This window comes from Mycobacterium sp., assembly GCF_049281135.1.
In the GTDB taxonomy this organism is placed as follows: Bacteria; Actinomycetota; Actinomycetes; order Mycobacteriales; family Mycobacteriaceae; genus Mycobacterium.
On the sequence record NZ_JBAPRN010000187.1, the window covers coordinates 1 to 9,756 of the forward strand.

Genomic DNA, 9,756 nt, shown 5'->3' on the forward strand with positions numbered 1-9,756 from the left:
GCGCAGGCGCTGTGGATGCGCGGCGCCAGCCTGACCATGTTGCACCAGCCCACGCCGCGCACCGACCTCGCCGTCTGGGCCGAGGACACCATGAACGTCATCGCGATGATCGAGGCGAACGCCGTCATCGTCGCCGAGCCCTTCCTCGTCGCCATTCCGGTGCTCGAGGAGAAGGGCATCAAGGTGCTCAAGATTGGCGACCTGCTCGAGAACGATCCGATCGATCCGGTCGAGACGGACGAAGACGACCTGGCGCTAATGCAATTAACGTCCGGATCTACTGGGTCTCCAAAGGCAGTCCAGATCACGCACCGCAACATCTATTCGAACGCCGAGGCCATGTTCATCGGCGCCGAGTACGACGTCGACAAGGACGTCATGGTCAGCTGGCTGCCCTGCTTCCACGACATGGGCATGGTCGGGTTCCTGACCATCCCGATGTACTTCGGCGCCGAGCTGGTCAAGGTCACGCCGATGGACTTCCTGCGCGACACGCTGCTGTGGGCCAAGCTCATCGACAAGTACAAGGGCACCATGACCGCGGCGCCGAACTTCGCCTACGCGCTGTTCGCCAAGCGGCTGCGCAACCAGGCCGAGCCCGGTCAGTACGACCTGTCGACGCTGCGGTTCGCGTTGTCCGGCGCCGAGCCGGTCGACCCCGCCGACGTCGAGGACCTGTTGGATGCGGGCAGGCCCTTCGGGCTGAAGCCGTCGGCGATCCTGCCCGCGTACGGCATGGCGGAGACGACGCTGGCGGTGTCGTTCTCCGAGTGCAACGCCGGCCTGGTGGTTGATGAGGTGGACGCCGATCTGCTGGCTGCGCTGCGCCGCGCTGTGCCGTCCAGCAAGGGCAACACCCGGCGGCTGGCATCGCTCGGTCCGCTGCTGAAGGATCTCGAGGCCCGCGTCGTCGACGAGAACGGCGACGTGATGCCCGCCCGCGGCGTCGGCGTCATCGAGCTGCGCGGTGAATGCGTGACGCCCGGTTACATCACCATGGGTGGGTTCCTGCCAGCGCAGGATGAGCACGGCTGGTACGACACCGGTGACCTGGGCTACCAGATGGAGAACGGCCACGTCGTCGTGTGTGGCCGCGTCAAGGATGTCATCATCATGGCCGGCCGCAACATCTATCCGACCGACATCGAGCGCGCCGCAGGTCGCGTCGAGGGTGTGCGCATCGGCTGCGCCGTCGCGGTCCGGCTGGACGCCGGGCACTCACGGGAGACTTTCGCCGTCGCTGTCGAGTCCAACGCCTGGCAGGACCCGGCGGAGGTGCGGCGCATCGAGCACCAGGTGGCCCACGAGGTCGTCAGCGAGGTCGACATGCGGCCGCGCAACGTCGTCGTGCTCGGCCCCGGCACCATCCCGAAGACGTCGTCGGGCAAGCTGCGCCGGGCCAACTCGGTCACTCTCGTTACGTAATAGCGGCGCTCCCGATAGCCGGCTACGAGTCAGCTCTTTGAGAGTTGTTGGGGGCAGTAGTATTTCGCTGCAATCATAGCGAAGTCGGACGCTTCTTCCATGGAGAACCCCGCGTTTCGGACCTTCACCTCGTGCACCAGTTCCAGAGCCGATTCGCCGTTATTCAGGCACCCGCACACCGATTTGCCGGCGGTGATGGCTTGAGCGGGGCTGGGATAATGGATGCCGACTTTCCGTATGGCAGACAAGAAGCCCGCGTCGTCGCCGGTAGCCTCGTCCGGATCGGCGTACGCCGGTGCCGCGACAGCGATCACGATCCCAACGCCGAGTGCCGCAAGTAGCGCTCTCATAACCCGTCCTTCCTTTCCTTCTGCTGAGAAGCCCTGTCAGCTTTCATGCTGTGGCCAAGTCCCTAGTCGACATGAATCATGTTGTCCTCTAGCCCAACTGCGAATCCGACGGCACGACTTTGGCCTTGCCGCCTTTCAGATGCACCGCGTGCACGCCCGGTTTCTTCGCCAGTTGTTCGAGCAGACTGTCGAGACCGTCTTGGTCGACCGTGTGGTGCTGCACACTTTCGGGCTTCTCCGAGATCTGTGCGACCAAACGCTTCAGTTGCTCCGGTGACTGGTTGCCCTTGAGGTCCTTGAGCGGGGTGAGGCGGCCGCGAACGCCACTGTTGGCTACGACGGTTGGGGCTCCGGCTCCGATTGCGCTGCCGAGCATTCCCGCCGCGGGCATTGAACTCAACATGCTTCCTTCGGCAATCGCGGCCGGCGACACGGCTTCCGGCCCGGCGGCCGATAATGCGGCAGCGACCGTTCTGACGGTCGGTGTGGCCGTCGCCCAGCTGGGGGGAACTGACAGCTGTCCCACCACGGTGCCGGAATTGCCCATGTCCGCCGACACCGAGCTGGTCAGCCAGCCCCGACCCCACCAGGGTCCGGTAAGTCCCCCTCCCAGACCCTCTTTCGGTATCGCGCCGAACCCGGGGGCGGGCGTGAACTTGAGAAACTGCGATACGGGGAAGTTGGTGAGCAACCCGAGGTCGTTGAACCCGGTGGTGAAGCTAAGTGGAGTCTTGACCGCATTGAAAAGCAACGAGTACGTCGATGCCCCAGTTGACCCAAACAGGCTGTTCAGCAGGCCGTTGAGGGTATCCGTGTAGTCGGTGGACAGGTTCGCCAGCCATTGCAGCAGCGGCGATCCCGTGGGGGCCGCTGCGGCGGCGGCCGTCTGAGCGCTCGAACCGGCCTGAGTGGCAGCGGCTTGAGCCACGGCGGCCGACTGCGCCGCGGTGCCCGCGGTGTTGGTTGTCTGTGGCGGCTCGGTATAGGGCGTCAGCTTGGAGGCGGCCGCCGAGGAGGCGGCGTAGGTATCCATCGCCAGCGCGTCCTGCGCCCACATTTCGCCGTATCGGACTTCGGTGGCCGAAATCGCTGCGTTGTTCTGCCCGATGATGTTGCTCGCAACCAGCGACGCCAACTGGGTACGGTTGGCGGCGATTTCAGCCGGTGGCACATGCGCGGCGAACGCCGTCTCGTAGGCGCTGGCCGCGGCGTTGGCCTGGCTCGCAGTCTCGGCCGCCTGCGCTGCGGTGCCCTGCATCCAGGTGAGGTATGGGGCGATCGCAGCCGCCATGCTCAGCGATGTCGGACCCAACCATGGTCCGCTGGTCAAGGATGAGATCACCGTCGAATAGGACGTCGCAGCCTGGTGCAACTCGTCGGCCAGCTCGCCCCAGGCCGCCGCGGCGGCCAACAACGGCTCCGATCCCGCGCCGGTATACATCCGGCCCGAGTTGATCTCCGGCGGAAACGCTGCGTAGAACATGTCTATACCCCTTGCCTTTTGGTGCACGACTGGGTCGGCATCGCAGTCAGTCTTCGATCGCCGGGATGACGAAGATGGTGGCTGCGGCCGGATCCGCCTCCGTGACGACGCCGCCGAGTGAGGCCATACGAGCACCACTACCCACCGACTGCGTCGCGGTGGCTGCCACGGCCCGTCCGGCCAGGCTCGAAGCCGCCATCTGGCCGAACATGCCACCCTGGCCGGCCAGTGACGCCTCCGGGACGGCCGCCTCCGCCAGGTTGGTGGGCAGCGCGGCGGCGAGCGTCCTGAACCCCATCTCCGGGGCGGCTTGCGTCCAACCTTGCGGTACCGACATGCTGCCCACCAGCGCTGCGCGGCCCATCGACCCCGATACCGGTCCCGCACCAAAGGCCGCGCTGAGATGCGGCGTGCCCAACTCGCCGGCCAGCGGGGCCAACGCCCCGGTGATGGGCTTGGCGCCGGCGAGGAAAGAAGCGGCGCCCTGTCCGTTTTGGCCCCATGCGTATGCCTGACCGAACGACAGGAACGGGCCACCGGGGATGGAAGTCAACCCCTGGAGCGAGTAGGGCCCGGACGCGAAGGTCGAGAAGATGGTGTTCCAGTTCGTCAGGTCGGTCGTGAGCCAGGGTGGCAAGGTGGCTGTGGTTAGTTGCGGCAGTGAGAGTCCGGACAACAAGTTCGTCGATGTTGTCGGCGATTGCAGAAGGCCGTTGGCCAGGTTCTGCAGAGCGGTCGGCAGGAAATTGATGAACTGGGTTATCTCGGTGCCGATGCTCGACGCGCCGGAGGTGCCGGCTTGCGCGGCAGCGGCTGACTGCTGCGCGGTGCCCGCCGGGTTGGTTGTCTGGGGCGGCTCGGTGAACGGAGTCAGCACCGAGGCGCTGCTTGCAGACCCGGCGTAGCCGTACATCGCGCCGGTGTCCTGAGCCCACATTTCCATGTAATGGGCCTCGGTGGCAGCGATTGCGGGGGTGTTCTGCCCCAGGATGTTTGTTGCGATCAGCATCATCAAGAGCGCACGGTTGGCCTCGATCACCGGTGGCGGCACCGTCGCGGCGAACGCGGCCTCGTATGCCGCGACCGCAGCCTTGGCCTGGTTGCTCGTCTCCTCGGCCTGTGCTGCAGTGGTATTCATCCACTCCACATAGGTTGCGGCGGCAGTAGCCATGGACTCAGACGACGGGCCCTGCCACGTCCCGCCAGTCAAGCTGGAGACCGTCGATGCGTAAGACGCTGCCGTCGAACTCAATTCGGCGGCCAGGTCGTCCCAGGCCGCCGCGGCGGCGAGCATCGGCCCGGCTCCAGGTCCGGTATACATCCGTCCGGAGTTGATCTCCGGCGGCAGGAATGCAAAATCCATTGATGCTCACCTCCGGTGGCATGGCTGATCGCGACGCGATCAGTTTTAAGAGTTGCGTCCGGCGACGTTGCCGCTGTTGGGTTCTCGACGTCGAGCTACGGCGACGTCACGTGACCGGGAACCATTGCCCGACGACGCGGGAGATCTCGATATAGAGCGGGATCCCGATGGTGACGTTGTAGGAGAACGTCAAACCCAGCGACGCGGCGAGCGGCAGGGTCGGACTCGCTTCGGGGATCGCCAGACGCTGAACGGCAGGCACGGCGATATACGATGCCGCGCCGCAGAGCACCGCGAATAGGACATACGTTCCCGGCCCGAAGTTGGTATGGGTGAGGTAGGCATAGGCGTGCGCGACGATGATCCCGAGCGGGGCGAAGAGGTTGGGCGCCAGAAGGCCGAACAAGATGAACCCGCGACCAGCAGCCTTAAGGTCCCGCAATTTGCTGGCAGCCGTCATGCCCATCTCGAGCAAGAACAGGCACAGCGCGCCCTGAAACGCGGTGATGAACAACGAGTCGGCGTCGTGAGTGACTTTATGTCCCTGCAACCCGCTGACGAACCCGATGACGATGCCGCCGAAAAGCAGACACAGTCCCGGATTGAGGAAGACCTCCCGCAGCAGCTGGCGTGAGAAGAGACCCCCCTTTTCGCCGGACGCCCACGCGGGACGGCGGCGCCTTCTCAGCGCGTACTGCACCCGCTCCTCGGTGTCCGGTTCGATGTCGAGTTGCTGTCCGGGAGCGGGCTGGGCTGCCGCGCCGGGACCGACGCTCGCCGGCACCGGCGCAATGTAGCCGGGCTCATCGGGCATGTTGCCGTCTTGGTCCATCCCCCGGTGCCGCAACCGCGCCACCAGATACAGCGCAACCAAACACCCCGGGATCTCCATGACGGCCAGCATGACCGGCATGTAGGCGTCAAAGGCCAGCCCGACGCCGGCCAAGACGGCCACGCAGGTGGCGAAAGTGCCTGCCGAGTCCGACCCGTAATAGCCGGCGACGGTCGCCTTATCCACTCGCCGCAGCGCTGTCAGGCGGCTCAACAGCAGGTATGCGAGCATGCCGATCACAAAGTTCAAGACAAACCCGGTGATCATGAATCCCACAATGTGGCCGATGCTCGAAGCCTTGATATCGGCGAGTTCTTCGCCGCCGTGCCAACCGATGGCCACCAGCAGGTACATCGTGAGGCCCTGATAGATGACGTACGGGAACTCGAAGTCCACCTTGAGCATCCGCATCAGGAAACCGAAGTAGAAGAACAACAGCAACGGCTTGAAGAGGTTGTGCAGGAAGTTGTGCAAGAACTCTTGAAGCATTGGTCTTAGCCCCATCTCCGAAGTCGTCGGCTATGACGGATATGTTGTCTGGCAACGTCTCTGAGTCACCCGCGGAGGCGGTGCCGTTTTTTCCGGTGTGATTGTGTGGCCGTTATGTTTCCGAAGTGGGTCCGATTATGTAACGGGCACAATAAATATCATTCATACTGATCTGAATTAGGTTGATAGACAACAGATTTGATGGCAACGAACCATTGCGTCGGTTTGCCGACAGGCCTTTAGGGCGCCATCCTTCTGCCGAAGCGGCGTGTAGGTATGTACGACTTCGCGAAAGTGCGTTTATGTGGCTGTCTTTCGGGACGTTGGCAGCAACTTGGGCGACGTGTGGTCGCGGCCACCTACAAGCTTCTAGGTGCCTCGGGCGCACCACGGCCTAAGCGCTCGGCGCTTGGCTTGTGCGTCCACCCTGCAGTGGTCCATGGGAACAGCAGAGCAGCAGTTAATATGAGCGGACAACCGCACTCACGACTTCTTTACGTGAGCTGACAGCTTCCTTGATGAGATCTTTACGTTGAAACGGGTTTACGTGCTCAGGGCGATGTAAGCGCGTCGACTCACCAGGTGTGCACTCGGTTCTGCGCTGCCTCAAGACCCAGCTCGATCAGCAGCTCGGTGGCGTCTGCAGCCTGCTCGCAGATCGCCGGCACTTCGGGGCGTTCGGTAGCGGTGAAATTCTCCAGCACGAACGCCGCCGGGTCCTTACGGCCAGGCGGACGGCCGATACCGATCCGCACCCGCTGAAAGTCTCTGGTGCCCAACGCGCTCGCGACCGAGCGCAGTCCGTTGTGACCGCCCTCGCCGCCACCGAGCTTCAGCCGGATCTGGCCGAAGTCGATGTCGAGCTCGTCGTGAATGATCAGCACGTCAGCGGCGGGCACCGAGTAGAACTTGGCCAGCGGACCCACTTGGCGGCCGGACTCGTTCATGTAGCAGCGCGGCTTGGCCAGCACGACTGAACGGCCGCCGAGGCGACCGGTCACGATCTCCGCGCCGGAACGCTTGTGCACCTTGAAGTTCGAGCCCAGCCGAGCCGCGATCCGGTCTGCCACCATGAACCCCAGGTTGTGCCGCGTCTGGGCATAGTTCGGTCCGGGGTTGCCCAGACCCACCACCAATTGTGGGCCGGCCACGGTCTATTCGGATTCGGACTCGGCTTCGGCTGCCTCGCCCTCGCCCTCGGCGGCCTCCTCGGCCGGTTCTGCGCCTTCGGCGACCTCGCCGGCGCCCTCGCTCTCGAGGTCCTCGGCGGTCGGCGCGTTCACCACGTTGACGACCAGCAGATCGGGGTCAGCGATGAGCGTGACCCCGGCCGGCAGGGCGATCTGCCCGGCGGTGAACTGGGTACCGGCCTCGGCGCCGTCGAGCGACAGGGTCAATGACTGCGGGATCGACATTGCGTCGGCTTCGATCTCGATGGTGCTGGTCTCCTGGGTCACCAGGGTGCCGTAGGCGGCCTCACCGACTACCTCGACGTTGACCTCGACGGTGACCTTCTCGCCGCGACGGACCACCAGTAGGTCGGCGTGTGTGATGCTGCGGCGGATCGGGTGGATGGCGAGCGCCTTGGTCAATGCGAACTGTTCTTTGCCGTCGATGTCGAGGGTCAGCACCGCGTTGGTGCCGGAGTGGCGCAGCACCGCCGCGAAGTCATGCCCGGGCAGCTCCAAGTGCTGTGGGTCGGCGCCGTGACCGTAGAGAACGGCCGGAATCTTGCCTTCGCGCCGTGCCCGCCGGGACGCGCCTTTGCCGGTCCGGGTCCGCACTAGCGCGGTCAGCTTGTTCTCAGATCTAGCCATGGTGTCGCTCCTGTGTCAGATTCCGTTGCACGGCCAGGATCGCGACTGCTGTCGGTCCCCGTCGATAACGGCGGCTTGTTAAGCCACCCTCGCCGTGACGCCTGGTCAGGCTAGCCCATCAGCACCTCAGAGCGGAAATTTGGTGTCTGTGAGCCGCTCCGACAACTCCCAGAGCGCACCGGCCGTGGCGTGGCGTTTGGCCAGTGGGCCGCGCCCGCCCGGCCGGGTAGGTCCGAACATCCCGAAGGCCGGGCCGATGAAGCTGTTGCCCGGGACGTCCTGCGAGATGGCATACAGCGTCTGCCGGGCGCCGAAGTCGGCGTCGGTGGCCAGGCGGTTGGCGACGGCCATCAGTGCGTCGCCGATCCGGTGACCGGAATGGCCCTGCAGGTTGGTGTGCGAGTAGCCGGGGTGGGCGGCCACCGCTCGCACCGGCGAGTGGGCCGCCTCGAGCCGCCGCTGCAGCTCGCTGGTGAACAGCAGATTGGCGAGTTTGGACTGGCCGTAGGCCAGCCACGCCGAGTAGGGGCGTGACGTCCAGTTCAGGTCGCGCAGGCTGATGTAACCCATCAAGTGCATCAGCGACGACACCGTCACCACCCGCTCGGTGACTTTCGGCAGCAGCAGGTTGGTCAGCGCGAAGTGGCCGAGGTGGTTGGTGCCGATCTGGCTCTCGAACCCGTCGGCGGTGACGGCGTGCGGGACGGCCATGATGCCGGCGTTGTTGACCAAGACGTCGACGCTGTCGACCCCGTCGGCGAACTGCCGCACCGAGGCCAGATCCTGCAGGTCGAGTTGACGGACTTCGACGTCTCCGGTCATTTCACGGGCGGCGGCTTCACCTTTGCCGGTGTTGCGCACGGCCAGGATCACCTGAGCGCCGACTCGGGCCAGTTCGCGGGCCGTCACTTCGCCGAGGCCGCTGTTGGCGCCGGTGACGATGGCGGTGCGTCCGGCGAACGAGGGCAGGTCTGCTGCGGTCCACGAGGTCATGGAAAACACAGTAGTGCGGTGGTGTTACTTGGCGGCGATGGTGAAGCCGTGGATGATCGCCTCGACGTCGACCGCGTCGGCGACGGCCTTGTCGGCCAGGCTGGTGACCGCGAGCTGAATGAGGTAGCGGTCCGCTTCTTCGCCGGATCCGTGTGCGATCACGATTCGATTGATGGTGTGCAGCCGCTGGTCGCCGAGGTTGTAGCTGCCCTCGATCATCGACGACGGGAAGCCGTGGAAATCGGCACCGGACGATTCGAGCTGTTTGAAGTTCTCCGCGAGCCGGGCATCGTCGTTGCCGTGCTTGACCAATTCGGCCGCATCGAATTCCCCGACCAGCTTGAACACGATGAGCATGGCGTTGGGAAAGGCGTCGGCCCCGGCGATCAACTTCGTGGCTTGCGGGATGTTCGGCCGATTGATCCGCTTCCAGCCCGGCGGCGTCGGAATCGACACGGTCAGGTCGGTCAGCGTGTCGGGGTCGACCGGCGTACCGGATACCCCGTTGCTTTCCAGATACTGCGAGAACGGGATCGGCTTCTCGGTCGGCGCCGCGCTGGTGGTCGTTGGGGTGGTCGACCAAATCGACTGATAGTCAGGGCTTTTCGATCCGCATCCGGCCGCTGCCACCGTCAAGGCGGCCAGCGTCGCGGCGAGTCGTACCGGTGGGCTCACAGGATCTCGCGCACCGTGTCGACCGGACGAGCCAGCCGCGTGCCTTTCGATGTGACGACGAACGGCCGCTCGATGAGGATGGGATGTTCGACCATCGCGTCGAGCAACTGATCGTCACTCGCATCGGCCAGACCGAGCTCGGCATACAGCGCCTCGCGTTTACGCACGGCGGCCCGCACCTCGATACCGGCAGCGCGAATCATCTTCACCAGCTCGGTACGCGACGGCGGTGTCTTCAGGTATTCGACGACCTTGGGCTCAATAGCGTTGTCGCGCAGCAACTCCAGGGTCTTACGCGAAGTCGAGCATCGGGGGTTGTGATAGATGAC

At 64.7% G+C, this 9,756-nt stretch carries 10 protein-coding genes; 1 reads left to right on the top strand and 9 read right to left on the bottom strand.

What is annotated here, in order from left to right; genetic code table 11:
• Positions 1 to 1,425: fatty acyl-AMP ligase (locus WAN02_RS07540; RefSeq protein ID WP_422263539.1), on the top strand; the 1,425-nt coding region annotated here is incomplete at its 5' end.
• Positions 1,426 to 1,454: 29 nt separating this feature from the next.
• On the opposite strand, the gene WAN02_RS07545 is transcribed toward WAN02_RS07540, so the two are convergent.
• The 9 genes from WAN02_RS07545 to arsC all read right to left on the bottom strand — a co-directional run bounded on the left by WAN02_RS07545 (position 1,455) and on the right by arsC (position 9,753).
• Positions 1,455 to 1,775: a DUF732 domain-containing protein gene (locus WAN02_RS07545; protein WP_422263540.1), complete on the bottom strand. Its 321-nt coding sequence runs from the start codon at positions 1,773 to 1,775 to the stop codon at positions 1,455 to 1,457.
• Between the two features lie 88 nt (positions 1,776 to 1,863).
• On the bottom strand, positions 1,864 to 3,258 hold the full coding sequence (locus WAN02_RS07550; protein ID WP_422263541.1) for a PPE family protein: 1,395 nt from the start codon (positions 3,256 to 3,258) through the stop codon (positions 1,864 to 1,866).
• A gap of 46 nt (positions 3,259 to 3,304) precedes the next feature.
• On the bottom strand, positions 3,305 to 4,621 hold the full coding sequence (locus WAN02_RS07555; protein ID WP_422263542.1) for a PPE family protein: 1,317 nt from the start codon (positions 4,619 to 4,621) through the stop codon (positions 3,305 to 3,307).
• A gap of 106 nt (positions 4,622 to 4,727) precedes the next feature.
• Entirely contained in the window at positions 4,728 to 5,942 is a 1,215-nt protein-coding gene (locus WAN02_RS07560) for a sodium-dependent bicarbonate transport family permease (RefSeq protein WP_422263543.1), read from the bottom strand.
• Positions 5,943 to 6,517: 575 nt separating this feature from the next.
• Positions 6,518 to 7,093 carry an aminoacyl-tRNA hydrolase gene (gene pth, locus WAN02_RS07565; RefSeq protein WP_422263544.1) on the bottom strand — a complete coding sequence of 192 codons (576 nt, stop codon included), beginning with the start codon at positions 7,091 to 7,093 and terminating at the stop codon, positions 6,518 to 6,520.
• A gap of 3 nt (positions 7,094 to 7,096) precedes the next feature.
• Positions 7,097 to 7,759 (bottom strand): 50S ribosomal protein L25/general stress protein Ctc, encoded by a 663-nt coding sequence (locus WAN02_RS07570; protein WP_422263545.1) that lies wholly within the window; start codon positions 7,757 to 7,759, stop codon positions 7,097 to 7,099.
• A 126-nt stretch (positions 7,760 to 7,885) separates the two neighbouring features.
• Complete coding sequence (locus WAN02_RS07575; RefSeq protein ID WP_422263546.1) at positions 7,886 to 8,752, bottom strand: oxidoreductase; 867 nt, start codon at positions 8,750 to 8,752, stop codon at positions 7,886 to 7,888.
• A gap of 24 nt (positions 8,753 to 8,776) precedes the next feature.
• The gene (locus WAN02_RS07580) at positions 8,777 to 9,427 is read right to left on the bottom strand and encodes an LpqN/LpqT family lipoprotein (protein ID WP_422263547.1); all 651 of its coding nucleotides are present in this window, start codon (positions 9,425 to 9,427) and stop codon (positions 8,777 to 8,779) included.
• Positions 9,424 to 9,753, bottom strand: coding sequence for an arsenate reductase (glutaredoxin) (gene arsC, locus WAN02_RS07585; protein ID WP_422263548.1), 330 nt, complete (start codon positions 9,751 to 9,753; stop codon positions 9,424 to 9,426). The genes WAN02_RS07580 and arsC overlap by 4 nt, the downstream gene beginning before the upstream one ends.
• Positions 9,754 to 9,756 lie beyond the last annotated feature (3 nt).

Excerpts from the sequence above, each read along its gene's own strand:
- WAN02_RS07545 (WP_422263540.1), bottom strand. The coding sequence starts at position 1,775 with ATGAGAGCGCTACTTGCGGCACTCGGCGTTGGGATCGTGATCGCTGTC.
- WAN02_RS07570 (WP_422263545.1), bottom strand. The coding sequence starts at position 7,759 with ATGGCTAGATCTGAGAACAAGCTGACCGCGCTAGTGCGGACCCGGACC.
- WAN02_RS07575 (WP_422263546.1), bottom strand. The coding sequence starts at position 8,752 with ATGACCTCGTGGACCGCAGCAGACCTGCCCTCGTTCGCCGGACGCACC.
- WAN02_RS07555 (WP_422263542.1), bottom strand. The coding sequence starts at position 4,621 with ATGGATTTTGCATTCCTGCCGCCGGAGATCAACTCCGGACGGATGTAT.
- WAN02_RS07550 (WP_422263541.1), bottom strand. The coding sequence starts at position 3,258 with ATGTTCTACGCAGCGTTTCCGCCGGAGATCAACTCGGGCCGGATGTAT.
- WAN02_RS07560 (WP_422263543.1), bottom strand. The coding sequence starts at position 5,942 with ATGCTTCAAGAGTTCTTGCACAACTTCCTGCACAACCTCTTCAAGCCG.